The following is a 25,989-nucleotide window of genomic DNA, read 5'->3' as shown; positions in this document are numbered from 1 at the left end:
TAGCCAGAATTCACCAACCGGCGCGGCCACCTATCGGCCATCAAAATTGACGCCGACCGGACACCGTAATCGTCGCGCTACACGATGTGCCGGGCCGCATGGCCGTATCTCGTGCAGTCGGGCGCGGGGCGGATCGTCAACACCTCGTCGAGCGGCATGCTCGGGAATGAGGGCTTCAGCGCCTATGGGTCCGCCAAGGCCGCCATATTCGGCTTGACCCGTTGCCTGGCGATGGAGGGCGACGTGGTCGGGATCACCGCCAACGCCATCCTTCCAAGCGCCTGGACGAGGATGGCGGACGTCATCAAGGATCCGGCCATCCTGGAGACCATAAGGACATATTTTCAGCCTGAGCATGTGTCCGCTCTCGTCGCGTGGCTGACGCATCAGAGCACGACCGTCAACAATGAGGCTTTTCAGATCAGCGGCGGACGGGCCGCCCGCCTGACGATGGCGGCTTACCCATCCGTCAAGGTCGTCGAGAGCACGCCAGAAGCGTGGGCGTTGCAATCGCGACAGCTGTTCGAGCCGACGGATCTCCACCCGGTCAGCTCCACCGCCGAATTGTTCGTCAGCGAGCTCGCTGCCGCCGATCCGGGCATCGTTTCGAAAATGGCCGGCCATGGCCGTGGTGGCCTGGCGCTCAATGAGTCGATCTAGCTTCAGGTGACACCGCCCTGATGAGGGAGCGTCCAACCCATGTCGGGCGATCTCCGATAGAGGCCGGGAAAGGGCTATCGCTTCTGGACTGAACGGGCCGCGCCATATCGTCCGGATCGTCGATGGCTCCTGGCCTTGGCGCGCCATTCGACCGCAGACAAACAGGAGGCATGATGACGAGGATCGCTGGAAAGATCGCGCTCGTTTTGGGAGGCGCTTCGGGAATAGGTGAGGCGATCTCCAGGAGATTTGCGGCGGAAGGCGCGCAGGTCATCGTCGCCGATTGGGATGAGCGGCGCGGTGAGGCCGTCGTCCGGGCCATTGGCGCCGCCGCGCGCTTCTTCCCGATGGATGTCTCCGATCCCGCCGCCTGGCCGCGTCTGGATCACGATATCAGGGCGCGCGAAGGGCGTCTCGATATACTGGCGAATTCGGCCGGCGTGGTGCGACTGGGCTCGATCGAGGACGGCACGTTCGACGATCTGCGGTTCATCCAGTCGGTCAATTCGGACGCGGTCTTCCTGGCCTGCAAATTCGCGATCGGCCTCATGAAGGATACGAGCAGAGCGGCGTCGATCGTGAATATTCTCTCGGATTCCGCCGTCCGGCCGAACCACCACGCGGCCGCCTATGGCGCGTCCAAGGGCGCCGCGATCAATCTTAGCCGTGTGGTTGCCCTGCATTGCGCGGAGAAAGGCTATCCCATCCGCTGCAACGCGGTGCTGCCCGGGCTGATCGACACGCCGATGACGCGCGACGTCTTCGCCAAAGTGCCAGATCCGGAAGCAGCTATCCGCGATCTGCTGGCCCGGCACTTCCCCATGGGGCGCATGGGAACCGCCGATGAGGTCGCTTCGGCTGCACTGTTCCTCGCCTCGGACGAGGCAAGCTACGTCACCGGAGCCGGACTCGCGGTCGATGGTGGCAGGACGGCGGCATAGGCCGAGAGGCAATGGCAGCTATGTATCATCAGCCGGCGACCGCCCTCCATCCCTCACCGCCAAGGAGTTCGTCGATGAGAAGCTGGTTCATTACCGGCATAAGTGCAGGTTTCGGTCGCTTGATGGCGGCGAAGCTGCTGGCTGCCGGGGATCGCGTCGCCGGCACCCTGCGCAACCCGGCCGTGGCCGATGATCTGAAAGCGCAATTCGGCGATCGGCTATGGCTGGGCACGCTCGATCTGGCCGATGGCGACGCGATCAGGCCGGTCGTCGATGCCGCATGGGCGGCCTTCGGGCGTATCGACGTCGTGGTCAGCAACGCGGCCTATGGACTGCTCGGCGCTGCCGAAGAGGTGACGGATGCGCAGATCCGGCACCAGATTGATACCAATCTCGTCGGCTCGATCCAGGTGGTGCGCGCGGCGCTTCCGCACATGCGTTCACAGGGCGGCGGACGTATTCTCCAGCTTTCCAGCCTCGGCGGCCAGATCGCCATCGCCGGCGGGTCGCTGTATCACGCCACCAAATGGGGCGTAGAGGGCTTTATCGAAGCGGTCGCGCAGGAAGTGGCCGTCTTCGGTATCGGTTGCACGATCGTCGAACCGGGCAGTTCGCGCACCGGGTTTCGGGGGCAGGGCGCGGTCGTCGGGCCGGTCATTGCCGCTTACGATGCCTCGCCTTCGCGCAGGATCAATCGTGCGGTCGATGACAAGTCGATTCAATCGCCGGGCGATCCGGTCAAGGTGGTCGACGCCATCATCGCGAGCGTGGACGTGCATCCCGCACCGCTGCGTCTCGCCTTGGGGAGCGACACCTATGCGCAGATCAAGAACGCTTTGACCTCTCGTCTCGCCGATCTCGAAGCGCAAAGGGATATCGCCTGCTCGACCGATTATGAGGATGGGCGGAGCTTGGACATTTTTTAAGCGAGCGTATCGGCGGCGTGGGCGGCCGAGATCCGCTTCTCCCCGGTTGATGGCCGACGCCTATTGCCGACCCGGCTTCGACATGATAATTAATTGAGCAAATAACTACTACCGCGCCGAATCGAGGATGTGATGCAAATAGGTATGCTTTTGATATTCCAGAATTACGAGAAGCAGCTTTCGGATTCCGAAGCATGGCGTCGTGATCTGGCTCTCGCGGACCTGGCCGAGCCTCTCGGATATGAAATACTGAGTTGCGTCGAGCACCATTTCTTCGATTATTCGACCTCGAGCTCGAACATCCAGTTGCTGACTTACTGGGCTGCGCGAACCAAGCAGATCAAGCTGCTCACGGGGGTCGTGATCCTGCCCTGGAACGATCCGAGGCGGGTGATCGAGCAGATGTCGGTCCTCGATCATCTGAGCGGTGGACGCGCCCTGTTCGGCATCGGCCGCGGGCTGGCACGCCGCGAATATGATGTCTTCGACATCGATATGGGGGAATCGCGCGAACGGTTCGACGAGTCGGCGCGGATCATCCTCGACGCGCTCGACACCGGCCACATGGAGGCGAATGGGAATTTCTACAAGATTCCCCGCACGGAAGTCCGTCCGCAGCCGCGCGCCGGCTTCCGCGACCGGCTCTCGGCTGTGGCGATGTCGTCCGATTCCATTCCGTCCTGTGCGGAACTCGGCGCCCAGATGGTCTGCTTCTCACAGAAGCCGTGGGCCGAAATGGTGCCGCATTTCGAGACCTATCGATCTCTTTTCCAGCAGTATCACGGCAAACCTGCGCCCCGTCCGCTGATCGCCGATTTCATGCTATGCAGCGAAAGTGCCGACGAGGCGGAAGAGTTGGCCCGCACGCATATGGCCAACACCTATTATTCGGTGATGGAACATTATGAAATCATGGGAAGCCACTTCAAGACGATGAAGGGCTATGGCGCCTATGCCAAGGCGGCGGAGGAGGCTGCCGAGCAACTGGCATCGACCGCGCTCCATGATACCGCGCGGGCGTTCGCCGACATCAACACCTTCGGCACTCCGCAGCAGGTGCTCGACCGGCTGGAGGAGCGGCGCGCGATCATCGGCGACTATGATTATCTGATCCAGCCGAGCTTTGGCGGCCTGTCGGCGAAAAATGCCGAGCGGAGCGTGCGCCTCTTTGCCGACAAGGTCATGCCTGAACTCCGTTCATGGAAGAAGGCGTCCTGAATGGGCGATAATTGATTGAAAGCTTAACGTGTGAATTCGTGCGCGTTCTCGCCAGGGGAAGCCCTGGAGAATGTGCATCTTGTGCCGCAGGAGAAGAGTGATGGCTGATGTGAGCCCCTATCCCGACGAATTGAAACCCTATTGGGGCGAACTCATGGACATCGACGCCCATGAGCAACTGCCTGCCCAGGTTTGGGAACAGGAAATGGGCCCGGCGATGAAGGACCTCGCCAATTACTGGCTGGGTATGGAGGACAATGGGCGCGACCGCCATCATCCGAACGTTCCCGGTTATGTCCAGGACGACGTTCCGATCAGCCCCGAAACGATCTGGAAGCTCAAGGGCCCGCCGGCTCCGGCCGCCGCCGACATCTCGCGCCGGCCGGAGGTGATGGACCTGATGGGCATCAAGCGGCAACTGCTGTTCCCGACGATGGGCATCCAGTGCGCGGCAATGGTCTATCTTCCGCCGGAACATCGCTTCGGCAAGAAAATCCGGAACAGTTATGAGGAGCGCCGTGCCTATGGCTATGAGCTGCTCAAGGCCTATAATGACTGGGGAATCCGCGTCGCGAAGTTCAACGACCGCGTCCGGCCGGTGCTTCCGATCTACAGCGAGACCGTCGACGGCATGATGACCGAGGCACGCCGCCTGATTGACAATGGTATCCGCGCCATCTGGTTGCTGAGCGGCGAAATGCCGGGCGGAAGGTCGCCTGCCCATCCTGATCTCGATCCCTTCTGGTCGCTGATGGAAGACAATAATGTGGCGGTCTGCCTGCATGTTTCATCGCGCGGCCGCGTGTTCGTCGAGGATTGGGCCGACGCTCCGGCTTTCAAGGGTTTCACCTTCCTCGGCGAGTTCGATGTCGATCCCTGGTCCACTGCGCATTTTCACACGCTGGCGGAAAATTTCCTGCTGACGATGGTGCTTGGGGGCGTGTTCGAGCGGCATCCGATGCTCCGTTTCGGATGCATCGAACTGGGTGCCGGCTGGATCGGTCCGCTCTGCGAACGGCTGGACATGTGGTATGGTCTGGACATCGCCCGGGTGAACAAGAATGGCGTGGGTCTGCCCCATCCGCCCTCTTACTATGTCAAGCGCAACGTCCGAGTGACCGGGTTCGATTTCGAGCCGTTCGGGCGGTACCTCAGCAACTACGACCTCGAAGACGTCCTCTGCTTCGCGTCGGATTATCCGCATGTCGAAGGCGGCGAGAAGCCCCTGGTGAAGATGTACGAGGAGATCGCGCCCTTCGGCGAACAGGTCGTCAGGAAGTTCTTCGTCGACAATGGGAAGTGGCTGCTTCCCGACTGATTTGGACAGCCGGCAGACGGGGCGGTGCCTATCGGGCGCCCGCGTTCTCAAGAGCTTGATGAATATTTATAGCAGGAGTTGATATGGAAGCGGTGCAGCAAAAAAATCTAGGGACGCTGACGTCCCCCGAGGCCAGGGCTTGCCCGCTTCCTTTCTTGAAACGACTTCTAGCCGAAGAACCTGTCTATTTCGATCCGGCGGCTGGCGGTTATGTGGTCACGCGCTATGCCGACTGCACCTATGTCTATGATAATTGGGAAATCTTCAGTAATCAGGCCGATGTTTTGACCGGTCGTGCCACCTCTCCGGTGGCGGAGGAGGCTCGTTGTCGCTTTGCCCAGCGCGGCTTTCCAGAAGTTCACACCGTCGCCACGTCGGACCCGCCGATCCACAGCCGCTACCGTGGGCTCGTCGACAAGGTGTTTTCGCCCAGCTACGTCAAGGAGATCGAGCCCGAGATACGCGCCATCGCCGATGGGTTGATCGACAAAATCATCGACAGGGGGGAAGCGGACTTTTTGCAAGAATTCGCAATCCTCTTCCCCATGTATGTGATCTGCGACCAGCTCGGCGTGCCGCGTGAGGACTGGCGGCGGATCAAGCGCTGGTCGGATGTGATGGTGGAGCGGATCGATCCGGTCCTTTCGCCCGAGCGCGAACTGGAACTGGTCGACGAAATCATCGAAATGCAGAATTACTGCTACGGCTTCCTGAAGAAATATCGCGCCGAGCCGCTGAATAATCTGCTCACCAAATATGCGACGATCGAGGTCGACGGGGCGCCGCTGCGCGATGAGGAAGCCGTGTCGCTGGCCTATCTGACGATGGTCGGCGGCAACGAGACATCGACCAATGCGATCTTGTCCGCAGTCAATATCCTGCTGACCCATGACGGCATGATGGACCATCTTCGCAGCCATCCGGAGGCGATCACCGCCTTTGTCGAGGAAACGATGCGCTCTCATTCGCCGGTGCCGGTGATGTATCGCCGGACGACGCGCGACACGAAGATCGGCGATGTCGAGATCCCCAAGGGGAGCCTTGTCATGATCTCCAACATCGCCGCCAATCATGATCCAGAGCGTTGGCATGATCCCGAGGAATTCGAGATGGGTCGCAAGGGTGGCCGTAATCACCTGACATTCGGCCGTGGGCTTCATTTCTGTCCGGGTGCCCTGTTGGCCAAGGCGGAAATGCGTATCGCGATCGAGCAGATCATCGCCCGCATTCCGGGCATGAGGCTGTCGCCGTCGCATCCGGCCCCCCAATATATGTCCCACGCCTTTGTGCACGGCCTGGATTCGATGCACGTGGTGTTCGATCCAGCCTGAACGAGGGATAGCGAACAGGATATACCGGGAGGCCAGGATGGAATGGTCGGAGCTCAAGCCGCCGCCGGATCCGTCGACGGTCGTCCCGGCCGCCGGGCCTGCGCTGCGTCGGATCGGCGCGCAGGAGTTCGTGACGGGCTGGCCCTTGCTGATCGCCTGCTTCGTCGGGATTACGCTTGGTATCAGTTCCCTCTATTTCTACTCACTCGGGCTGTTCATAAAGCCGCTCGTCGCCGAGTTCGGCTGGAGCCGGGGGCAAGCCTCATTGGGAGCGGTCGCCGGAACCGCAGGCATTGCGGTCATGTCCATCCCGGTCGGCCGGGCGCTGGACTTTATCGGCAGCGTTCCGGTGGCGATCGTGTCGCTACTGGCGCTGGCGGTGGGATTTCTGGCGCTCGGGACTTTGGTCGATGGGCTCATGAGCTTCGTGATCCTCAACGGGCTGCTGGCGATCGCCGCGACGGGCTGCAACCCGCTGCCGTTCACGCGGCTGATCGTTGCCCAGTTTGAGCGGAACCGTGGCTTCGCGCTGGGGCTGGCGCTTTCAGGGACTGGATTCGGGGCTATTTTGCTTCCGATGCTGCTGGGCCCCTACATTGCCGAATTCGGCTGGCGTGCCGGCTACAGGCTGCTTGCCTTCATCATTGCGGGCGCGACGCCGCTGCTCTGGCTCGTGCTGCGGCGTTATTCCGCGAAGGGCGGGGGCAGTGCGACGCCGCTACCGCTGCGTGTACTGTTCGCCGATCCCGCGCTGAGGCTGCTCGCGCTGATCTTCTTCCTTGCAGCCCTCGCGATTCTGGGGGCGATCGTCCAGTTTATCCCGATGCTGTCCGACGCGGGGCTGGATGCCGCCCGGGCAGGACATATTGCCGCGCTGATCGGTTTTTCCGCAATGGCCGGACGCCTGGCGGCGGGGTTCATGCTCGATCGCGTGGCGCCCCATAATGTGGCGACAGCGTTGATGATCGTGGCGGGGCTGGGCCTCACCGGCCTGGCGATCGGCGGGGCGAAGGTCGCGGTGGCGGGGGCGCTGATCGTGGGGCTGGCGGTGGGGGCGGAGGTCGACCTGATCTCCTTCTTCTGCGGGCGCCATTTCGATCGGGCCCGCTACGGACAGGTCTATGGCGCGATCTATGCCGCCTTTTTCATCGGCGGTGCGGTCGGCCCGGCCTTGTCGGGATATTTGCGGGACTGGTCGGGCGACTATGCCACAGCGCTAGGCATTTCGGCCGGACTCCTGTTCATTGCCGGGGCGCTTGCCTCCCGCATCGGTGCCCTGCCGGTCGTCGGGGCCACAGAAGCAAAGGAATAATCCCATGGAGAGACCCGCCTATATTCGTCAGTCGGTCATCAACGGCGCGCCGCTGATCGGCACTTGGGTCAGCCTGCCCGCACCGGCGATCGTCGAACTGGTGGGCGACGCCGGCTATGACTTCATCACCATAGAGGGCGAACATGCCGCCTTTGGCCGGAGCCAGATCGAGGATATGGTTCGCGCGGCCGATGCCGCGGGAATTCCTTCGATCGTGAGAGTGCCGATGGAAGGCAACTGGATCAGCACCGCGCTGGATGCCGGGACAGGGGGCATCATGATTCCCCATGTCGAGAATGCCGACGAGGCACGCGCCATCGTCAAGGCTGCCCGCTTTCCGCCTATGGGCGATCGTGGCGTCGGGGCAGGGCGCGCGAGTCGGTATGGCATGAACATCGGCCCTTATCTCCAGGGTGCGAATGACGGCATCCTGGTCGCGCTGATGATCGAGTCGGTCGAAGGCGTGCGCAACGCCCGGGAGATTGCGTCGGTGCCAGGCGTCGACGTGCTGTTCATCGGCACCGGCGATCTGGGCCTGTCCATCGCCCATAGCGCCGACGCCGGCTTCGACATCGATGGGGCGATCGGCCAGGTGGTCGAGGCCTGCCAGTCGGTCGGTTGCGCTGTGGGCATGATGGCCACCGATCTTACGATCTTCGCGAAATGGAAGGCGCGGGGCATGAGCTTCATGATGGTCGGGCTCGATGTCATGATCCTCGGCGCGGCGCTGAAGCAGTTGGAGCGGGATGCCCGGGCGATCGGCTGACAGGCCGCCGAGGGTCGTTGCCGCAAAATGGCGATTTATCTTGAGAGGATGATGTGATGACAAAAGTCAGGCGTGTTGTAACGGCCCATAACCAGAATGGCCGCGCCATTGTCGCGAGCGACGACGAGCTGTCCTTCGTCCAGATGCCCGGCATGGCGGGCTGGGGCTGGCTCGACATATGGTCGGCCGACAATCCGCATTTTCCGGACGATGGCAGCCGCAAGCCGACTTCCTGGATGTTCCCCCCGCTCGGCGCGATGCGTTTCGGGCAAGCGACGATCGCCCCGAGGACGGCGTCCGGTTTCGAGCGCGCGTCGGCCGGGGAAGCGGCTGACGATATGCAGCGCTCCATGTCCGAACGCGGTTTCCACCGGTCGGCGACGATCGATATCATCTTCATCGTGAAGGGAAGCTGCGTCTGCGAGCTCGACGATGGGGAGAAGATCGAGCTCAATGAAGGCGACACGCTTATCCAGAATGGGACAATCCATGCGTGGAGCAATCCCTTCGATGTCGAATGCCAGATGTCGTCGGTCATGATCGGTGCGCGTCACGATCTCGTCGAAGATCACTGAGAATCTGTTTGGAAATGCGCCCTTCCGCGCATTTCCAAACAGACTCTGAGCCATATCCCGACAGATGAAGCATCCGTCGGGTCGGTGGCCGCGATGGATCCATAGGCTCCGAGCAGGGGTAGGGGCGGGCGGAAACATCCAGCCGGATTGTGGAGAGGGTATGGCAAGGCTCGCGGGAAAGATCGCCCTCGTTACGGGCGGCGCGTCAGGCATGGGGGCTGCGATCGCGAAGAGATTCGCGACGGAAGGGGCCCAACTGATCGTCACCGACCTCGACGAAACGCGCGGGGAGACCGTTGTCGCGCAGATCGGCTCCCAGGCACGTTTCGTCCGGCTGGATGTCGTCGATCCCGCAGAGTGGAGGGCCATCGATGCCGACATTCGTGGACGAGAGGGCCGACTCGACATATTGGTCAATTCCGCAGGCGCCATCAGGATGGGCACCATCGAAACCAACAGCATCGATGATCTAAAACTGCTCCAGGCAGTGAATGCGGAATCGGTGTTCCTCGCATGCCAATTCGCGGTCGGGATCATGAAGGACACGAGTCAGGCAGGGGCGATCGTCAATATCCTGTCTTCCTCCTCTGTCCGTCCCAATCCCCAGACGACCGCCTATAGCGCCGCCAAGGGCGCGGCACTCAACATCAACCGCGTGGTGGCGCTTCATTGCGCGGAACGGCGTTATCCGATCCGGTGCAACGCGATCCTCCCGGGATTGATCGATACGCCGATGGCGCGGGCCGCGCTCGGTCAAGGCCGCGATCTGGACGATGCGGTCCAGCAACTGCTCGACCACCGTTTTCCCATGGGACGGATGGGCCGGCCTGAGGAAGTGGCCGCTGCCGCGCTGTTCCTGGCGTCGGACGAAGGCAGCTACGTCACGGGCGCTGCCCTTCCCGTAGATGGAGGCAGCACCGCCGCCTAAACGCCAAGAATTTTCACCATCGAAGAGCTGTGCGTCTTGACTTACTTAATCAACCGACTAATATTCTTCTGGTCAACCTAGTGGCTGTTGGTTAAAGACAGCGGCGCACCAATCTGCGACCGGCGAGGGTGAAGATCGATCGACGTGTCGCGACCATTGATCGGTGTCCGGCCAATTCGGGCTAATCGCTATGGCCGATGGCATCTGTGGAAAGTGAAGCGCCCCCAAAGGTCAGCAAGGCCATAACTTCGGAGAGGGATATGAAAGAATATGTGTATGTCGTTCACACGCGGCCTCTGCCGGGTCGAGAGGACGACTTCAACAAATGGTATTCCGACGAACATCTTGCCGATGTCGTCGCCCTTCCGGGGTTTGTAGCGGCGCAGCGCTATCGCATCGCCGATCCAGCCGACCCGAAGTCTCCGGAAAGAATTTATCTTTCGACATATACGATGCGCACCGATGATCCGCAGGCTGCACTGGACCATATGCATAAACTCGTCGCGTCCGGCGAAATGCATGTCACCGACGCCGTCGAAGTGTCCGATGCCGTCGCCCATCTCTACGAAGTCATAACGCCTGTCGTTACTGCAGATTAACGCGGAAAAATCAGGGAAGTACAAAGGGACAATTTTGGATTCACTATAGAAATCGTCAATCGACATAGTGATGCAATGAAGGGGAGGAGTTGGATGATCAGGTTTTCTTTAAGCGGATCGGTTTTTGTCATGGCACTGTTACTGGCTGACCAGCCTGCGATCGCGCAAGACACGCCGGCCGGCGCTCCTCAGGCCACCGATAGCCGTGGCCTGGAGGAAATCGTCGTGACGGCTCGCCGCAAGGAGGAATCGTCGCTCAAGGTGCCGGTGGCCGTTACTGCGATCGGTTCGGCGACTATCGAGCGCACCAACGCTTCCGATCTGACGCGTATCGCGCAGATTTCCCCGCAGATTCAAGTTGTCAACAGCTCAACGGCGGTTGCTTCCTTCGTCTCGATCCGCGGCATCGGCGCCGCGTCCAACGACCAGTTCATCGAGCAGAGCGTGCTGATGGACATTGATGGGATGCAATTGGGGCGCGGCCGTGTCACCGGCCTGGCGATGTTCGATCTTCAGCAGGTCGAAGTCATGAAGGGGCCGCAGTCGCTGTTCTTCGGCAAGAACAGTCCGCAGGGCGTCATTTCGATCAAGTCGCGTGGCCCCGGTGACACGCTCAACGGCTATATTCGCGCGGGCTACGAATTCAATGCGCGCGAACGCTACATTGAAGGCGCGATCGGCGGTCCCTTGACGGAAACCATCGGTCTGCGCATCGCACTCCGCGCTGACAAGACCGCAGGCTGGCTTAAGAATGTCGCGCCGGAAGGTCCGCAGGTCAATCCGGTTGATCCGTTCTTTCCGAACATCCCCGGCCGGTACAAAGATCGTCGTCCCGGCAGCCGCAACGTGGCGGGACGGTTGACCGCCACGTGGACGCCGTCATCCTCGTTCGACACGACGCTGAAGGTGCTTGTCGCCGACAGCCATAACGATGGCGATGCCGGTTCGCGCGAGCTCTTCTGCGCCCCCGGCGTGACGAAGCTGACCGACTATGGCGTCGCCGATCCGACCAGCGATTGCAAGTTGGACGGTCGCGTCTCAGTAGGGGGACTCAATCCGGCTATCGCTTCGGAGATGACTGGCGGCAAGCAGACCGAAGCCTTCGGCGCCGGCCGGAACACGTTGATCACGCTTGTCAGCAATTATTCCCCCACCGACAATCTGACGCTCACGTCGACGACCGGATATTATCATTATAAGTATCGGGGGATCGACAACGCGAACCTTACCTCCAGGCCGGTCGTCAGCGGTCGTAACAACGCAAGCAACACAAGCGTGACCCAGGAGCTGCGGTTGAGCAGCAATTTCGGCGGTCCGCTGAACTTCGTGGTCGGTGCCTTCTACGAATATGGAAAGCGGTTGCAGGACAGCATCGCTATCCTCCGTTCGGTCGGCCCCGATCCGACGACCGGATTGCATTATACCCTCGCCAATATTTCTCGCGACAGGACGGATGCTTATTCCGGTTTTGGCTTGGTTAAATGGGCTTTCGCAGAGCAGTTCGAGCTGTCGGCCGGCGCGCGCTATACCAAGGAAGTCAAGGATTCGGAGCGTGTATCGCCCTATCTTCATGCTGCTTTTGCCGGCCGTTTTTCGCCTGCGGGAACGGTGCTGACGGGAAAGTACAAGGATGATGATCTGTCGCCCGAAGTGTCCTTGAGCTGGAAGCCCGAGGAACGGCAGCTGGTATATGCCACCTACAAACATGGTTATCACTCCGGCGGCTTCGCGGCGCCGACCACGCTTTCGGTGATCAACAATATGGGGCCGATCGGTTCGCCCGGCACGCTTCAATATGGGCCGGAAAAGACGAAGGGAGGGGAGATCGGTTATAAGGCTTCTCTGCTGGATCGGTCGCTGCGTATCGAACTGGCGGCGTTCCGATATAATGTGTCCGGCCTGCAGATCACTTCTTTCGATGGACGCAATTTCGCATATTCCATCAACAATGCGGGCAAGGCGCGCACGCAGGGGCTGGAAGCGTCGGCCGAATGGCGCGCCACCCAGGAACTGACATTGCGGGGGGCGTTCGGCTATGTCGACGCCAAATACGTCAGATATGTCGGCGCTCCCTGCACCAAAGCGCAGAGTGCGGTTACGCCAGTGGGTTGCGTTCAGGATCTCAGTGGACATCAATTACCGAGAGCCCCGAAATATTCGGCAACGGGCGGAGCGGATTACGATATAGAGGTCGGGAACGATATGAAGCTCGGCTTCAATGTCGACTTCAAATATGCGAGTTCGTCCAATCAACAGGAAACGCTTGATCCCAATGCGTTCCAAAAGGCCTATTGGCTGCTTAATGCCGGCGTCCGCCTTTACCAGGATGACAGTGGCTGGTCTCTCGCTCTGCAAGGTCGGAACCTGACCAACGAACATGTGTCGACCTACACGCTGGACAAGTCGGCTGGTGGCATCGGTGAGTATCAGGCCATTCCGCTTCGCACCCGGGAAATTCGCCTTGAAGCCGGATATAAGTTCTAAGGCTGTGGCGTTGTCCCGTCGAGGACGCCAATAGACCTTGACGATCTTGCCGCCGGGCGTGAGCCATGTCCGGCGGCACATCGAGCGCGAGAGGAGTTCTGTAGCGCAGAGACGGACAGGTATATTGGTTATTTGATCGAACAGTTGGAGCGACGGTCATTTTGCACCGCGGCGCGACATATTCTAAAATGCAATTGGGAAGGGCGTTCAGTGCAAACAGTGACAATGAGCAGAGCCATCGTCCAGACCGGCCCGCGGGCGATCGAGATGCGAGAATATCCGCTGCCCCAGATCGGAGACGACGACGCGCTGCTGAAACTGGAAGGATGCGGTATCTGCGGAAGCGATTGGTCCCAATATGTGGGGGAGTCGGAGGGCTATATCCGTTACCCGATCGTTCCAGGCCACGAACCTGTTGGTATCATTGCAGAGATCGGCAGCAAGGCGGCGAAGCGATGGGGGGTCAAGGAGGGCGATCGCGTAGTCGTCGATCCTGCGATACCCTGCGGCTATTGCCGCAACTGCCTGCATGGCGACTATAATGTATGCAACGGTCGCGATCATATTCCCTATCTGGGGCATGTGCCCGCCGGCGTCGGCGGCACCGCGCTGTGGGGCGGATATGCCGACTATATGTATCTCGATCCCCACAGTCTCGTCCACAAGATAAGCTCTACGATCCCGGCAGAGCTGGCCTCGCTCTACAATCCACTGGGCTCGGGCATTTCCTGGGCCGTCGAACGGCCCGGCACATCGATGGGCGACACGCTCGTCATCCTCGGCTGCGGGCAGCGGGGCCTATGCTCGGTCATCGCCGCCAAGAATGTGGGCGTGTCCTGCATCATCATAACAGGGCTGAAGCGCGACGCCGCCAAGCTGGCGCTGGCCAAGGAGTTCGGCGCCGACCATATCATCATCGCCGATGAGACCGACCCGGTCGAAGAAGTCCGCAAGATTCTTCCCAAGGGCGCAGATGTCGTCGTCGACACGACGCCCAACTATTCCAAGTCGATCAATCATGCGGTCGCAATGGTGGCGCCCAACGGCACGATCGGCTTGGCCGGCACGCATGGGTCAGACCTGGTGTCAGGTCTCAAGTCCGATCTTATCGTTCGGAACAACCTGAAGATCATAGGCATGGCTGCCGTCCCGTACCGAACGACTGAGATTGCGGTCCAGCTTATCGAATCCCGCCGGTTCCCATTGGAGAAGATGCACACGCACACGATCCCGCTCGAACGCACTGAATATGCGCTCCAGCTCTTGGCCGGCAAGATACCCGGGGAGTCGGCCATCCACATCATGATCGAACCCTGAGCCGGCGGTAGCGGCCGCGGATTGCCAACAGGGAGCTCTTGCGGTTTCGTCGAGAAGACTGGCTATTCCGTAGCTTGGGCGATCACCACCGATCTTCAGCGTATCCCGTTACTTGTAGCGGCCATCGCCGGTCCAGTCATGGGATCGGCATATCGCCTGCATTGACAGATATTATTGGACGATGTGGTAGCGGAGCCGAATATAAGCTTGCGGTGCCGATAGGTGGACGGCCGCTTTGCCATTCAAAATTATCATAGCCTTGGGAGGGGTGATGAATAAGCGGATGACGTTGATCTTTGCAGGTGCGGTGGCGATTGCCGGATCGCCCGCTCATGCTCAGCCTGCCATGGCTCGGGCTGCGGGGGCGCCGGATCGACCAGGTGTCGGATCTGGGCCGTCGCCGGATCAGAGCGACGATATCGTCGTCACCGCTTCGAAGCGGGAAGAGTCGGTTCAACGCGTAGGTAGCACGATCGCTGCCTTCGGAAGCGAAGCCCTTGGGAACGCCGGTGGGGGCAATGTTTCGGACCTGGTCAGGATCGTTCCCGGGCTGACCTTCGCGATCAGCCCGAACGACACGCCCGTCTACACGCTGCGAGGTGTCGGATTCTACGAGAGTTCCTTGGCGGCCTCGCCTGCGGTAAGCGTTTATGTCGACCAAATTCCCTTGCCCTTTCCGGCTCTCACGCCACAGGCCGCGCTCGATCTCGAACGGGTCGAAGTTCTGAAGGGGCCGCAGGGTATCCTGTTCGGTGCCAACTCGACGGGCGGGGCGATCAATTATGTCGCGGCCAAGCCTACGACGAGCTTGGAGGGCGGCATCAATGTCAGCTATGCCCGGTTCAACACATTCGAAGGGACCGGATATATAAGCGGCTCCCTGACGCCCACATTATCCGCCCGCTTTTCGGTGAAGGCGGTGCATGGCGACGATTGGCAATATAGCTACACGCGCGACGACAGCAGTGGCAAGAAACGCCTGCTCGTCGGACGCTTGCTGCTCGACTGGCAACCGGCCGACGGCGTCAAGCTGGAGATGTCGGCGACGGCCTGGAAGAACCGGTCTGATCCCCAGGCGGCCCAGTTCCTGAAGCTCGATCCCATACTCCCGGCGACGGTGCCTGCCGCCGCCGCAGCCTACCCTACGGCTCCGGCCCGCCCGCGCGCTGCGGACTGGTCCACCAATTCCCGGCCGAGCGGCGATAGCAGCTTTTGGCAGATCGCCTTGCGAGGCGATTATGCGCTGACAGATGACGTCACGTTGACCACCATATCCTCCTACGCGAAATATGATCAGCGGCAGGTGGTCGAAGGCGACGGCGTCAACCTGACGCTGCTGGACATCAATCCTGTGACGGGCAACATCAAGACCTTCTTCCAGGAAGTGCGGCTGGCGAACGGGGCGCAGAACCGGTTCCGCTGGATTGCGGGCGGCAATTTCCAGCGGAGCCGTGTCTTCGAGGATGATTTCCTGACCTATGATGACTCGAGCGTTGTTCCGGTATTCCAGTTCGTATCCGATCATTACAACTCCCTGCAGAAGATGCGCCAATTTGCCCTGTTCGCGAACGGGGATTATGACCTGACCGACAGGCTGACACTGAAGGCGGGGGTCCGTTACACCAAGGACAGGACGTCGACGGCGTCGACGAACAACGACACAGGGGACGGGAGGGCGGCGGCTTTCTTCAACGGTCTCCAGGCCAGTCTGAAACAGGGATCGTTCATGCCGATCGCTCCGGGCGGCAATGTCCTGCTCGACAAGACGACATTCGACCCGGTCGTCTACAGGGACGTGCTTGCACAGGATAATCTGTCGTTCCGTGTCGGCGCTGATTTCAAGCTTTCGCCGTCGATCCTGGCCTATGGAAACATATCCAGGGGCTACAAGACGGGCGGCTACCCGACCCTGGCGGCATCGACGACGGCGGCGCTGGCCCCGGTGACGCAGGAATCCGTTCTGGCCTATGAGGCTGGCTTGAAGGCGCAACTGCTCGGGCGCGCGTTGACGCTCAACATGGCCGGCTTCTACTATGACTATAGCGACAAGCAGCTACGCGCGAAGCTTCTCGACCCCGTCTTCGGTGTGCTCGATGCCCTCGTCAACATTCCCAAGTCGCGCGTCCAGGGCGGAGAAGTGTCGGCCAGCCTGCGCCCCGTTTCCGGCCTGCGATTCTTTGGCGCGCTCACCTATGTGGACTCGAAGATCACCCAATTCCAAGGGGTCAATGGTGCCGGAACACCTTCGGATTTCGCGGGCGCCCGTGTCCCTTACTCGCCGAAATGGCAGGGTTCCGGCAGCGTCGATTATGAATATCGCCTGTCGTCGGGATGGAGCGTCGGGGCTGGAGCCTCGCTGTCCTATAACAGCAGTACGTCCTCGATCATCGGTGTCGATCCAACCTACCGAATCCGTGACTTTGCCCTGCTCGACCTCAGGGCGGTCCTGTCGGCGCCCGACGAAAGGCTGAAGCTCATGATATTCGGACGGAACGTCACGAACCGATATTATTGGACTAATGTGGTCAAATCCTACGATGCCGTTGTCCGCTTCGCGGGAGCGCCCGCCACCTACGGTGTGTCTCTTGGATATGGCTTCTGAAGAATACGCACACCGCATTCTCCATGCGCTCTAGCCGCCGCCCGAAGCGGGTGTCGGCAGCATCGTCCTTCGTCCAACCGCGCAGGGATGATCATGGTCGCGAGGCTTGCGGCCGGTCAGGCGGTGGCGCGCATGCCGGCTATGCCCGCGCTCCAATTCGTGACGGGTTGATAGCCCAGCTCATCGCGGGCTCGTTGGTCCGACACGGTGAAATCATATCCCACCAATCGCAGCATTTGCCGCGTTAGTGGCGGCTCGCCGGGCCGCTTGAAGGTGCGCCACATGAACTCCATGATGGTCGCCATGAACCATGCCATGCCCAGCGGTGCATTGCTGGCCTTCACCGCGACGCCACGAGTGGCCAGCAGGTCGGTCAATACCGCACGCATCGACTGGTGCTGGCCATCCGACACGAAATAAGCGCGGCCGCCGGGCGACTTCTCAGCGGCGAGGATAGCGCATGCGCAGACATTATCGACATGAGCTGTGGACATCATCTGCTGCCCCCCGGCCGGCCACCTGAAACGACCTTCCCGAACATTTGCGACGATGTTATCGAGCATGTGCATGCCGCGGCCCCATATCATCGGCGGCAATATGACGGTGGTTCGAACGTCGCCGGCATCGTTTGCCTTCAGCACCAATTCCTGAGCACGCGCTTTGGTGGCCAGATATGGCGCCCAGGATGGATAGGAGAGGGGCGCATCTTCCGTAACGTCGAACATCGGCTTGCCATCGCCCATAACGACGCCTGCCGCGCTGACATAGACGAAAGCTTCGACACCCTCCGCCCGGGCGGCAGCCAACATATTGGAAGTACCCTGGATGTTGACGCGCTCGAAGTCGGCCAACGGAGCCCACATGGTGAATAGGGCGGCGGCATGAAAGACCGCATCGGCACCTGCCATGCCACGGCGAAGACTGGCTTGGTCGTCCAGAGTGCCTGCAACCGGCTGAGCGCCAATCGCCCGCAGCTTCGCTGCATCGCCCGGCGAACGATGTAGCGCACGCACGGTCCAGCCCCGCTCCACCAGCTTCTCGACAAGATGATGCCCCAGCAGCCCGGTGGCCCCGGTCACAAATGCAGTTTTCATGGCCTTTCCTCCAATGAGTCGGCTCGAAATAGCAGGGCTCAAAACATATTACAATATACGTAATATGTAACTTCTATATTGTTGATGAGCAGGCCGTGGTGCATTATCCTGAGATGCAAGTGCGAACCGATCCGCCCCTCTCCGCCCCAAAGGTACTGGAAACCGCAAAGCTGCAAGTCCGCCGCTTCGGCGAGAGCAAGACCAATGTCGTTGATATCGCCCGCGCAATGGGGGTCAGCCACGCAGCGCTGTACCGCTTCTATCCGTCGAAGAGCGCGATCATGGACGCCATCGTCCAGGAAGCGATGGATGACGAAGCCAGGCTGGCGGCAATGCACGTCGACACGGACGGCCCCCCGGCAGAAAGGCTGACGGCGATGCTGCTCGACCTGCATCGTCACAAGCGGGAGCGGTTTGAAGGCGATCAGGAAATTCACAACCTGTACCGCCGGATCGTCGTGGAGCGGCCGGACATGATCGCGGCCTATGCGGACCGGATCACGGCGCTCGTCGCTCGCCTGATCGAGAAAGCGGTCCGGCGTGGCGAATGGAAGGTGGATGATGTGCAACTCGCGGCTGGCGTCGTTCGGGATGCCGGGATGATTTACGTCCACCCTGCATTCGTCGCCCAGCTCGTGACTGCGGGGGCGCCGATCGAAACGATGCTGCGCGCGACCGTAGCCACGCTGGCCCGCGCGTTCGAAGCGGGCGTCAGCTACAAGGGCGCGGCCCCTGCCGATCGGGGCCTGTGATCCGCGCTGGTTCATGGCCGCCCTGCACATCGATCCTGAAGAGGCCATCCAGATCCTGAGCGATCTTGGGCGACACGCGCGATCGGCATGCATTGGGGCGTGTTCAGGATGGCCGATGAAGCGTGGGACGATCCGGTCGAGCGATTGACGGCTGGCCTCGCTGCGAAAGGCATTGAGCCATTCCGCTTTCAGGCCATGCTGCCGGGCGAGGTCATGCGAGTAGCTTGACAAAATCAAAGGCCCACCCCGACCTCCAGCAGCGATGATCGAAGGAGACGCCGGTCATCTGAGGTGGTGCCGGAAATTCGGACAGGGTGCTAAGCTCATCCCGACCTGAAGGAATGGACGGGAATGAAGACGACGAGAAAGCGCTACAGAGCCGAGTTCAAGGCGAAGGTGGCGATGGAAGCGATCCGTGGCGATCTGACGCTGGCGGAACTGGCAGCGAAGCATGGCATCCACCACACGATGATCGGGGCATGGAAGCGCCACGCGATGGATGGGATGGCCAGCCTATTCGATAATGGCGATCAGAGCTCGAAGGCTGCTAGTGGATTGATCGGAACGAATGAGTCCGTTTGAGGGATTCCCATGCCATCGTCGTCGTGCGACGATGGGGCATGCGAACGGGTATCGCGATAGAGGTCACCGCACCGGACACGAAGCGGCTTGAGGCGATCGTCGCGGCGCGCGGCTCGGCGCAGAAGCATGTCTGGCGGGCGCGCATCATTCTCTTGACGGCGCAGGGCTTGGGAACCCAGGCGATCATGGCGGCGACGGGAAAATCGAAGACATGCGTTTGGCGCTGGCAGGAACGGTACATGGCCGAAGGGGTGGATGGGCTGCTGCGCGATAAGACCCGGCCTCCGGGGATCGCTCCTCTCGATGCGGCTTTGGTCGACAAGGTCGTCGCGCTGACGCTGGAACCGCCCAGCCATGAGGCCACGCATTGGACGGTGCGTGCGATGGCCAAAGCCATTGGTATCGCGGCATCGTCGGTTGTGAAGATCTGGCACGACCACGGTCTGGCGCCCCATCGGTGGCGCAGCTTCAAGCTGTCCAACGACAAGGCGTTCGCCGAGAAGTTGCACGATGTCGTCGGGCTCTATGTCTCGCCGCCTGCCCACGCCATTGTGTTGTCAGTCGACGAAAAGAGCCAGATCCAGGCGCTCGACCGCACCCAACCGGGCTTGCCGCTGAAGCGGGGGCGCGGGGCAACCATGACGCACGACTACAAGCGTAACGGGACCACAACCTTGTTTGCCGCGCTCAATGTCCTGGATGGCTCCGTGATCGGCCGCAATATGCAGCGGCACCGGCATCAGGAGTTCATCCGTTTCCTGAACGCCATCGAAGCCGAGATGCCCGCGGACAAGGCCATCCACGTCATTCTCGACAATTACGCGACCCACAAGCAGCCCAAGGTCCGTGCCTGGTTGGCCAGACATCCGCGCTGGACCTTTCACTTTGTTCCGACGTCCTGCTCGTGGCTCAATGCCGTCGAGGGCTTCTTCGCCAAGCTCACGAGACGCCGCCTGAAGAACGGCGTCTTTCATTCCGTCGTCGATCTACAGGCTGCCATCAATCGCTTCATCAAGGAACATAACCAGGACCCGCGCCCCTTCGTCTGGAAGGCCGATCCAAACGAAATTATCGCCTCTGTGAGGCGCGGGCACCAAGTGTTGGAATCAATCCACTAGTGAGGCGGAAATCGAGAAGTTGCACGCCAAGATCGGGCAATTGCTGGTGGAACGCGATTTTTTGGCGAAAGCCTCCGGTCGATGAGCGTGGCCTGGAGGCGATCGAAGATCGAGCCGGCACACCAGCACCTGTCGATCGCGATGCAGTGCCGGCTGCTGTCGATCAGCCGGTCGTCCTACTACTACACGCCGGTGCCGGAAACCGACGAGACGCTGGCGCTGATGACGGTGATCGACGAGACGTTCATGGAATGTCCGTGGTACGGCAGCCGTCAGATGGCGCGGCATTTGCGGCGTCTGGGTCATGCGATCGGCCGCCGCCGGGTCCGGCGGCTGATGGCGGTGATGGGGCTGACGGCAATTTACCAGCGTCCTCGCACAAGCGATCCGCATCCCGAGCATCGGATTTATCCCTAGCCGTGCCATCGCGCAGTTGGAGGAGGAACTGGGCGCCATCCTTTTTGTTCGGGATACCCATCACGTCTCGCTGACCGCGGCGGGCAGAAGCCTTGCCGAGGATGCCCGGCGGCTATTGGCCGGGGCGAGGGAGGCGGGTGAAAAGGTTCGCGGCATAGCATGATCGCCTACACCGACAAGTCGAAGGGCCTGCGTGGTCTCAGCTGTTTCCTCGTCGAAATGCGGACACCGGGCGTGTCGGTCACCGCCGACTACGACACGATGATGGGCGACAGGCCATGCGAAGTGACATTCGACAATGTCCGCATCCCGGCAACCAATCTGGTCGGTTCCGAAGGCGACGGCATGGCGCTTGCCCAGCAGTGGATCACCGAAGGCCGCATCCTTCGTCATGGCGCACGGTCCCTGGGCGTTGCCGAACGCTGCCTTGAACTCGGTATCTCCTATTCCCGGCAGCGGCAGACGTTCGGCGCACCACTTGCGGCGCGTCAGGCTATCCAGTTCATGATCGCGGACACCTATGCGGAGTTGCAGCAGGCGCGATTGCTGGTGCGTGATGCCGCGCTGGATCTGGAGCGGGGACGCGACGTGAGGCTGAAATCATGGATCGCCAAAAGTCAGGCGACGGAAATGGGATTCCGGGCCGTTGATCGCTGCATGCAGATGCATGGCGGGATGGGCCTCACCACCGAGATGCCGATCGAACGCATGTGGCGTGAACAACGCTCGTTCATCATCACCGAGGGTGCGGCGGAAGTGATGCGCGCCTCGATTTCCAAGAAAGTGTATGATCTTTATGAGTGACAAGCTGATGATTTCGCGCATGGGCGCGAGCGTCCCGGATACGATCTGGGTGCAGGGTCGCAATCTGTGCACTGAATTGCTCGGCAAGATCGGCTTTGCGGAGATGACGTGGCTGGAACTGACCGGAGAGCTTCCGTCCAAAGCCCAGACCACGCTTCTGGAAGCGATGCTGCTGACCCTGGTCGAACATGGCGCGACGCCGATGGCTATCGCGACGCGCCTGACCTACCTCGGGGCGCCCGAAGCATTGCAGGGCGCGGTTGCGGCTGGCCTTCTTGGCATGGGCACGACCTTCGCGGGCACCGCCGAAGGTGCGGCCAAGATGCTTTATGCCGGGTTGAAGGATGTGCCCGGCGATGCGGACATCGATACCATCGCCAAAACCATAGTTGATCGGGAGCTTGATGCCGGACGACCGATCTTCGGCATCGGTCACAATCTGCACAAACCGATCGATCCCCGTACGCCGGTGCTGTTCGCCATTGCGGAGCAGCAGGGATATCGCGGCCGCTTCGTCGCCCTGATCGAGGCAGTGGCGGCAGCGGCTGAAGCGCGGACGGGTAAATCCATGCCCGTGAACGCGACGGGAGCCCTTGGCGCACTGTGCTGCGAACTCGGCCTTGACTGGAGACTGTGTCGCGGTCTTGCCGTCATTGGCCGGTCGGTGGGCCTCGTCGGCCATATCGCGGAGGAACTGCGCAATCCCATCGCAAAGCAGATCTGGATGCACACCGAAGAAGAAATCGCCCGGTCGGTCGCGATCGCCAATGCAAAGCAGGGGCAAGACGCATGAACGGTTCGGAAATGCTGACCGACGACCAACTCATGTTGCGCGATACGGTCAGGCAAATTGCGGAGAATAATTTTCAGGAGATCGCCGCGGACGCCGACCGGAAGTTCGATCCGCCGATCGAGAATATAAAGATACTGGCCGAGCACGGCTTTACCGGCACGTTCGTGCCGGAAGCCTATGGTGGTCTTGGCTTGGGCGTCCTCGAAAATGCCCTCATGTATGAGCAGATCGCGCGCTCCTGCGCCAACACAGCTATATTGATGAGTGTCACGGATGGGGCCACCCCGCGCGCGATCCTCCATCTGGGGACGGAAGAGCAGAAGCGGCGCTACCTGCCGCGTTTCGTTTCCGGCGAACTCTATTCCGCCTGGAGCATGTCGGAAGCCGAAGCCGGCTCCGACCTTGGCGCCATGAAGTCCCGCGCCGTGGCGGACGGCGAGGGTTACCGACTGAACGGGTCGAAGATGTGGTGTTCCTGCGCCCAGGTCGCCGATCTTTTCCTGGTACTCGTGCGTATGAACGACGCAAAGGGGCTGGCCGGGGTGGGGGGCTTGTTGGTCGAACGCGGGACGCCTGGTTTCACGATCGGCGAGCATCTCGACCTGATCGGCCTTCGCGCGACCGGCATGGCCCCGCTTTTTTTCGACGATTGCTATGTGCCTGCGGAGAATATTCTCTTTCCCGCCGGCGGCATGCGCGACCTGCTGAATGTCTTCAACGCGGATCGCATCGCCGGGAATCCGACCATTTGCCTGGGGGTCGCTGCCGCGGCGCTGAACGAAGCGGCAGAATATGTCGCGTCCCGGCGCCAGTTCGGCCAGGCGATTGGCGATTTTCAAGGACTGCGCTGGAAGCTTGCCGACATGGCGATCGACCTTGAGGCGGCGCGGGCGCTGGTCTATCGCGCGGCAAAGAATATCGACGCCGGCCATGTCGATCATATCGATGTATCGGTCGCGAAGACATTCACCAACGAAGCGGCGATGCGCATCACGGAAACCGCGATGCAACTCGCGGGAGCCTATGGCCTTTCCACCGAATACCCGTTCGAGAGGCATTATCGCGACGTGCGCGGCATGGCGATCGGCTATGGCTCGACAGAAATTCACCGCAACAATATTGGCAAGGCGATAGTCGAAGGCTCCTACCGAGCCTGAGCCTTCCCGCTGATCGCGATTTGCGACAGGAACGCGCTCTGTCCCGACATTTTGATGATGCTGGATGGACAGCATCGATACGCCTGCACGATGGTCTCCCATGTCTCTTAAGGAAAAAGGGGATGGGAGAAGAAGTGCGGCGGTTCCAGTGCTGATCTCGCGGCGGCTTATGGATAATGCCAAATGGTTGAGAAATGCGCACGGACCAATCTACCGCAATCAAGTAAGACAATCCATCAGGATCGACCTATGAAGCCCCACCGTGCAGCGGTTCATGCCGACTGCGAAGACGACCATGATCCCGCTCTGGATGGCCATGATCAATCTTCATGCAGTGCCGGCACCGGAAAATGATTATCATCGAGCCCGCGAATAGAGGATTATACTAAGGTCTGTGGACAATAGGGATTTTCTTTTTGGCTGAGAAGTGATTCAAGCTCCTTTTGGGAGCGCGAACATGGACCCGAACCGTTTTGTTATCAGTGATGCGATGTGGGAACGACTTGAGGGGTTGCTTCCCGGCAAAGTGACAGACCGTGGTGTGACGGCGGCGGACACGCGCTTATTTCTGGAGGCAGTATTCTGGCGGGTTCGCGCGGGTCTGCCGTGGCGCGACCTTCCATCCGGGTTTGGCAATTGGAACAGCAACTTCCGCAGGTTTCGACGCTGGGCGCGCGATGGCGTGTTCGACCGGCTTTTCGAGGCTGTGTCGGACGATCCCGATATGGAATATGCGCTCATCGATGGCACGATTGTTTCCGTTCACCAGAAGGCGACCGGCGCTAAAGGGGGACTCACAATCAGGCCATCGGGAGATCGAAGGGTGGGCTGACGACCAAGATCATGGCTCTGGTCGATGCGCTGGGCAATCTGGTGCGTTTTGTTCTGATGCCGGGGCAACGCAACGATATCATGGGCGTCAGGCCGTTGATCGAGGGGCTGACGTTCGACGCCTTGCTCGCTGACAAGGCCTTTGACGCCGATTGGCTACGCACGGAACTCGCCGAACGAGAGGCGCAAGCCGTCATCCCGCCGCGCAAGCATCGCAAAGCTTGCATCGACTACGACGCCCAAATGTACAAATGGCGCCACCTCGTCGAAAACTACTTCGCCAAGATCAAGGAATTTCGTGGTATCGCAACCAGATACGACAAAACCGATGGCAGCTTCAAAGCCAACCTCAACCTAATCGCTACACTCATCGCTTGTCGGTAAATGTCCACAGACCTTAGTGGCTCAAAAGCGTTTGTCGACTTATCTCCAGGGTATTTCCGCACTTTCGTTGCCCTTCGTTCGGGGGCAGGCCATGGCGACTGCCCGGTTTGGCAGCCATTGCCTGACATGTGCCGAGCATCTGGCGCCGCTGCCGCACTGATCGGGCGGGGCCGCCCGATCAGTGCCTCGGGATGCGTAACTTTACCTATGGCGCAAAGGGGCACACCGACGCAGATTCCGATATATATTCAGGCAAAGGAAGGTGGGTCATGCGCCATTTCCTGTTCGGCATGCTGTCGCTGGCTATCGCCTTCAGTGCCGCCGCGCAGACGGCCGACCCTCATGCGGGACATCATCAGGACAAGACTGAAATGGCCCGGACGCCTCTTGGGGCGGAGCCCGATCGCCCCTGTCCGATCATGGATGACTGCATGCCGTCCGTGTCGGCGGGGACAATGTCGCATGATCGGACAAATCCTGGCCATCATGGGGAGCATTGCAAAGCGATGCAGACCCCGGATCATGAGAAAGGAGAGCAGAAATGACCGATTTTCGTTCGCTGATTCCCTTTGGTCGCGGGACCATGTTACGCGGCGGCTTTGACCCATTCGCCGATTTCCGGAAGGAGATGGACCGGCTGGTCGATGATTTCGGCCGTGGCTGGCCCGCTGCTGCGGCGGGTGACGCCAAGGCTTTCCTGCTACCCAAGGTCGATGTTGCCGAGACCGATGCCGGGCTGGAACTGACCGCCGAGCTTCCCGGTTTCGACGAAAAGGACGTGTCGCTGGACATCCACGAAGGCATGCTCACGATCAAGGCCGAGCATAAGGAGGAGCGGGAGGAAAAGGACGAGAAGAAGCATTATCATCTCGTCGAGCGCAGCCAGGGCAGTTTCCTGCGTCGTTTCACGCTCCCCTTCGAAGCCGATGCTGAAAAGGCCAGCGCTCATCTCGACAAGGGGCTGCTCAAGGTGGTCGTTCCCCGCCTTGCCACCGAAGCAAAGAAGCCGAGACGGATTCCTGTAGGGGGAAATCAAGCGTGAGCGGACGATCAAAACGCTTTCGCAATGATTTCCGTATG

At 60.6% G+C, this 25,989-nt stretch carries 23 protein-coding genes and 2 pseudogenes; 24 read left to right on the top strand and 1 reads right to left on the bottom strand.

Features of this window, described 5'->3' with window-relative positions; genetic code table 11:
* Nucleotides 1–84: 84 nt before the first annotated feature.
* From CAF53_RS03285 to CAF53_RS03220, 14 genes are all read left to right on the top strand, one after another.
* Nucleotides 85–660 carry an SDR family NAD(P)-dependent oxidoreductase gene (locus CAF53_RS03285; protein WP_100237322.1) on the top strand — a complete coding sequence of 192 codons (576 nt, stop codon included), beginning with the start codon at nt 85–87 and terminating at the stop codon, nt 658–660.
* Between the two features lie 173 nt (nt 661–833).
* Nucleotides 834–1,601, top strand: a complete 768-nt coding sequence (locus CAF53_RS03280; RefSeq protein WP_197707356.1) for an SDR family oxidoreductase — start codon at nt 834–836, stop codon at nt 1,599–1,601.
* 74 nt (nt 1,602–1,675) lie between these two features.
* Nucleotides 1,676–2,527 (top strand): SDR family oxidoreductase, encoded by an 852-nt coding sequence (locus CAF53_RS03275; RefSeq protein ID WP_100237320.1) that lies wholly within the window; start codon nt 1,676–1,678, stop codon nt 2,525–2,527.
* Nucleotides 2,528–2,671: 144 nt separating this feature from the next.
* Complete coding sequence (locus tag CAF53_RS03270) at nt 2,672–3,745, top strand: LLM class flavin-dependent oxidoreductase (protein WP_157801204.1); 1,074 nt, start codon at nt 2,672–2,674, stop codon at nt 3,743–3,745.
* A 100-nt stretch (nt 3,746–3,845) separates the two neighbouring features.
* Nucleotides 3,846–5,063, top strand: coding sequence for an amidohydrolase family protein (locus CAF53_RS03265; RefSeq protein WP_157801203.1), 1,218 nt, complete (start codon nt 3,846–3,848; stop codon nt 5,061–5,063).
* A gap of 155 nt (nt 5,064–5,218) precedes the next feature.
* Nucleotides 5,219–6,394 (top strand): cytochrome P450, encoded by a 1,176-nt coding sequence (locus tag CAF53_RS03260; protein WP_157801202.1) that lies wholly within the window; start codon nt 5,219–5,221, stop codon nt 6,392–6,394.
* 37 nt (nt 6,395–6,431) lie between these two features.
* Nucleotides 6,432–7,706, top strand: coding sequence for an MFS transporter (locus tag CAF53_RS03255; protein ID WP_100237316.1), 1,275 nt, complete (start codon nt 6,432–6,434; stop codon nt 7,704–7,706).
* A 4-nt stretch (nt 7,707–7,710) separates the two neighbouring features.
* Nucleotides 7,711–8,472 carry an aldolase/citrate lyase family protein gene (locus CAF53_RS03250; RefSeq protein ID WP_100237315.1) on the top strand — a complete coding sequence of 254 codons (762 nt, stop codon included), beginning with the start codon at nt 7,711–7,713 and terminating at the stop codon, nt 8,470–8,472.
* A gap of 56 nt (nt 8,473–8,528) precedes the next feature.
* The gene (locus tag CAF53_RS03245; RefSeq protein WP_100237314.1) at nt 8,529–9,047 is read left to right on the top strand and encodes a hypothetical protein; all 519 of its coding nucleotides are present in this window, start codon (nt 8,529–8,531) and stop codon (nt 9,045–9,047) included.
* Between the two features lie 160 nt (nt 9,048–9,207).
* Nucleotides 9,208–9,975: an SDR family oxidoreductase gene (locus CAF53_RS03240; protein WP_157801201.1), complete on the top strand. Its 768-nt coding sequence runs from the start codon at nt 9,208–9,210 to the stop codon at nt 9,973–9,975.
* Nucleotides 9,976–10,235: 260 nt separating this feature from the next.
* On the top strand, nt 10,236–10,574 hold the full coding sequence (locus CAF53_RS03235; RefSeq protein ID WP_100237312.1) for a DUF4286 family protein: 339 nt from the start codon (nt 10,236–10,238) through the stop codon (nt 10,572–10,574).
* Between the two features lie 129 nt (nt 10,575–10,703).
* Entirely contained in the window at nt 10,704–13,058 is a 2,355-nt protein-coding gene (locus CAF53_RS03230; RefSeq protein WP_197707355.1) for a TonB-dependent receptor, read from the top strand.
* A 225-nt stretch (nt 13,059–13,283) separates the two neighbouring features.
* Entirely contained in the window at nt 13,284–14,375 is a 1,092-nt protein-coding gene (locus CAF53_RS03225; protein ID WP_100237310.1) for a zinc-binding dehydrogenase, read from the top strand.
* Nucleotides 14,376–14,658: 283 nt separating this feature from the next.
* On the top strand, nt 14,659–16,977 hold the full coding sequence (locus CAF53_RS03220) for a TonB-dependent receptor (RefSeq protein ID WP_157801200.1): 2,319 nt from the start codon (nt 14,659–14,661) through the stop codon (nt 16,975–16,977).
* A 116-nt stretch (nt 16,978–17,093) separates the two neighbouring features.
* Here CAF53_RS03220 and CAF53_RS03215 read toward each other — a convergent pair whose 3' ends face one another.
* Nucleotides 17,094–18,071, bottom strand: coding sequence for an NAD-dependent epimerase/dehydratase family protein (locus tag CAF53_RS03215; RefSeq protein ID WP_100237308.1), 978 nt, complete (start codon nt 18,069–18,071; stop codon nt 17,094–17,096).
* Between the two features lie 95 nt (nt 18,072–18,166).
* On the opposite strand from CAF53_RS03215, the gene CAF53_RS03210 reads away from it, so the two are divergent.
* From CAF53_RS03210 to CAF53_RS03160, 10 genes and pseudogenes are all read left to right on the top strand, one after another.
* A complete protein-coding gene (locus tag CAF53_RS03210; RefSeq protein ID WP_197707354.1) occupies nt 18,167–18,823 on the top strand; it encodes a TetR family transcriptional regulator in 657 nt (218 codons plus the stop codon).
* A 351-nt stretch (nt 18,824–19,174) separates the two neighbouring features.
* Nucleotides 19,175–19,336 (top strand): annotated as a pseudogene (locus CAF53_RS03205) (transposase); the annotation flags it as partial.
* 107 nt (nt 19,337–19,443) lie between these two features.
* Nucleotides 19,444–20,523 (top strand): IS630 family transposase, encoded by a 1,080-nt coding sequence (locus CAF53_RS03200; RefSeq protein WP_100238674.1) that lies wholly within the window; start codon nt 19,444–19,446, stop codon nt 20,521–20,523.
* Nucleotides 20,513–20,937 (top strand): annotated as a pseudogene (locus tag CAF53_RS03195) (IS3 family transposase); the annotation flags it as partial. The gene CAF53_RS03200 and the pseudogene CAF53_RS03195, both read left to right, overlap by 11 nt.
* A complete protein-coding gene (locus CAF53_RS03190) occupies nt 20,909–21,103 on the top strand; it encodes a LysR family transcriptional regulator (protein WP_100237307.1) in 195 nt (64 codons plus the stop codon). The pseudogene CAF53_RS03195 and the gene CAF53_RS03190, both read left to right, overlap by 29 nt.
* Nucleotides 21,100–21,744, top strand: a complete 645-nt coding sequence (locus CAF53_RS03185) for an acyl-CoA dehydrogenase (RefSeq protein ID WP_100237306.1) — start codon at nt 21,100–21,102, stop codon at nt 21,742–21,744. Before CAF53_RS03190 ends, CAF53_RS03185 begins: the two co-directional genes overlap by 4 nt.
* Nucleotides 21,728–22,537 (top strand): citryl-CoA lyase, encoded by an 810-nt coding sequence (locus CAF53_RS03180; RefSeq protein WP_197707353.1) that lies wholly within the window; start codon nt 21,728–21,730, stop codon nt 22,535–22,537. Before CAF53_RS03185 ends, CAF53_RS03180 begins: the two co-directional genes overlap by 17 nt.
* On the top strand, nt 22,534–23,694 hold the full coding sequence (locus CAF53_RS03175; RefSeq protein WP_100237304.1) for an acyl-CoA dehydrogenase family protein: 1,161 nt from the start codon (nt 22,534–22,536) through the stop codon (nt 23,692–23,694). Before CAF53_RS03180 ends, CAF53_RS03175 begins: the two co-directional genes overlap by 4 nt.
* 457 nt (nt 23,695–24,151) lie before the next feature.
* A protein-coding gene (locus CAF53_RS03170; RefSeq protein WP_100237303.1) for an IS5 family transposase occupies nt 24,152–24,909 on the top strand; the annotation gives its coding sequence in 2 pieces (ribosomal slippage) (nt 24,152–24,488 and nt 24,488–24,909; 759 coding nt in all).
* A 541-nt stretch (nt 24,910–25,450) separates the two neighbouring features.
* On the top strand, nt 25,451–25,951 hold the full coding sequence (locus CAF53_RS03160; protein WP_100237301.1) for an Hsp20/alpha crystallin family protein: 501 nt from the start codon (nt 25,451–25,453) through the stop codon (nt 25,949–25,951).
* Nucleotides 25,952–25,989: the final 38 nt, after the last annotated feature.

This window comes from Sphingobium sp. LB126 (assembly GCF_002795205.1).
GTDB lineage: Bacteria > Pseudomonadota > Alphaproteobacteria > Sphingomonadales > Sphingomonadaceae > Sphingobium > Sphingobium chungbukense.
Note: the sequence above shows the minus strand (reverse complement) of the source record. Positions and strands in the feature narration are given on the sequence as shown.

What these genes read in the sequence shown, in the direction of transcription:
- CAF53_RS03285 (WP_100237322.1), top strand. Translation starts at nt 85, where the DNA reads ATGTGCCGGGCCGCATGGCCGTATCTCGTGCAGTCGGGCGCGGGGCGG.
- CAF53_RS03280 (WP_197707356.1), top strand. Translation starts at nt 834, where the DNA reads ATGACGAGGATCGCTGGAAAGATCGCGCTCGTTTTGGGAGGCGCTTCG.
- CAF53_RS03275 (WP_100237320.1), top strand. Translation starts at nt 1,676, where the DNA reads ATGAGAAGCTGGTTCATTACCGGCATAAGTGCAGGTTTCGGTCGCTTG.
- CAF53_RS03270 (WP_157801204.1), top strand. Translation starts at nt 2,672, where the DNA reads ATGCTTTTGATATTCCAGAATTACGAGAAGCAGCTTTCGGATTCCGAA.
- CAF53_RS03265 (WP_157801203.1), top strand. Translation starts at nt 3,846, where the DNA reads ATGGCTGATGTGAGCCCCTATCCCGACGAATTGAAACCCTATTGGGGC.
- CAF53_RS03255 (WP_100237316.1), top strand. Translation starts at nt 6,432, where the DNA reads ATGGAATGGTCGGAGCTCAAGCCGCCGCCGGATCCGTCGACGGTCGTC.
- CAF53_RS03250 (WP_100237315.1), top strand. Translation starts at nt 7,711, where the DNA reads ATGGAGAGACCCGCCTATATTCGTCAGTCGGTCATCAACGGCGCGCCG.
- CAF53_RS03245 (WP_100237314.1), top strand. Translation starts at nt 8,529, where the DNA reads ATGACAAAAGTCAGGCGTGTTGTAACGGCCCATAACCAGAATGGCCGC.
- CAF53_RS03240 (WP_157801201.1), top strand. Translation starts at nt 9,208, where the DNA reads ATGGCAAGGCTCGCGGGAAAGATCGCCCTCGTTACGGGCGGCGCGTCA.
- CAF53_RS03235 (WP_100237312.1), top strand. Translation starts at nt 10,236, where the DNA reads ATGAAAGAATATGTGTATGTCGTTCACACGCGGCCTCTGCCGGGTCGA.
- CAF53_RS03230 (WP_197707355.1), top strand. Translation starts at nt 10,704, where the DNA reads ATGGCACTGTTACTGGCTGACCAGCCTGCGATCGCGCAAGACACGCCG.
- CAF53_RS03225 (WP_100237310.1), top strand. Translation starts at nt 13,284, where the DNA reads ATGAGCAGAGCCATCGTCCAGACCGGCCCGCGGGCGATCGAGATGCGA.
- CAF53_RS03220 (WP_157801200.1), top strand. Translation starts at nt 14,659, where the DNA reads ATGACGTTGATCTTTGCAGGTGCGGTGGCGATTGCCGGATCGCCCGCT.
- CAF53_RS03215 (WP_100237308.1), bottom strand. Translation starts at nt 18,071, where the DNA reads ATGAAAACTGCATTTGTGACCGGGGCCACCGGGCTGCTGGGGCATCAT.
- CAF53_RS03200 (WP_100238674.1), top strand. Translation starts at nt 19,444, where the DNA reads ATGCGAACGGGTATCGCGATAGAGGTCACCGCACCGGACACGAAGCGG.
- CAF53_RS03185 (WP_100237306.1), top strand. Translation starts at nt 21,100, where the DNA reads ATGATCGCCTACACCGACAAGTCGAAGGGCCTGCGTGGTCTCAGCTGT.
- CAF53_RS03180 (WP_197707353.1), top strand. Translation starts at nt 21,728, where the DNA reads ATGATCTTTATGAGTGACAAGCTGATGATTTCGCGCATGGGCGCGAGC.
- CAF53_RS03175 (WP_100237304.1), top strand. Translation starts at nt 22,534, where the DNA reads ATGAACGGTTCGGAAATGCTGACCGACGACCAACTCATGTTGCGCGAT.
- CAF53_RS03160 (WP_100237301.1), top strand. Translation starts at nt 25,451, where the DNA reads ATGACCGATTTTCGTTCGCTGATTCCCTTTGGTCGCGGGACCATGTTA.